Genomic DNA, 467 nt, shown 5'->3' on the forward strand with positions numbered 1-467 from the left:
CGACGCTCGCGCCGCGCCGGCTCGTGCAGCGGCACCGCGCTGATCAACAGCGGGAAACTCAGGCTCATGCGCGTGGCCACCAGCACCGGCAACTGGTCGCCGTCGACCAGGCGGTAATACGCGCGGCCATCGACCTGCTCGGGCGCCCCGGCCTGGGCCACCAGCCACTCCACCACGCTGGCCGGGAACAACTGCGCGAATTCTTCGCGCAGGAACCAGAAATGCGCCCCGCTGAACGGCAACGTGCGCGGCTCGGTATGCGACACGCAGGTGGTGATCATCTGCAGGCTGATGGCCTGCGCGTCGGCCGGCTCGCCGGCGTACCGGGGGGCCTGGTGCAGGTCGCCGAAGGTAAGCGGCTGGCCCGGCGGCTGGCCCGACAGCGCCTGCAGGCGGTCATGCAGCCAGTCGGTCAGGGCCGGGGTGGCGGCATCGGCCTGGGTGCTGCCATTGCACAGCCCGAGCAG

Annotated in this window: 1 pseudogene; it reads right to left on the reverse strand. The window is 71.5% G+C overall.

Annotation, left to right across the window (positions count from 1 at the left end):
* Positions 1 to 467 (reverse strand): annotated as a pseudogene (locus DBR34_RS24470) (RpoH suppressor); the annotation flags it as partial.

Source organism: Stenotrophomonas sp. HMWF003 (genome assembly GCF_003061285.1).
Lineage (GTDB): Bacteria > Pseudomonadota > Gammaproteobacteria > Xanthomonadales > Xanthomonadaceae > Stenotrophomonas > Stenotrophomonas maltophilia_AP.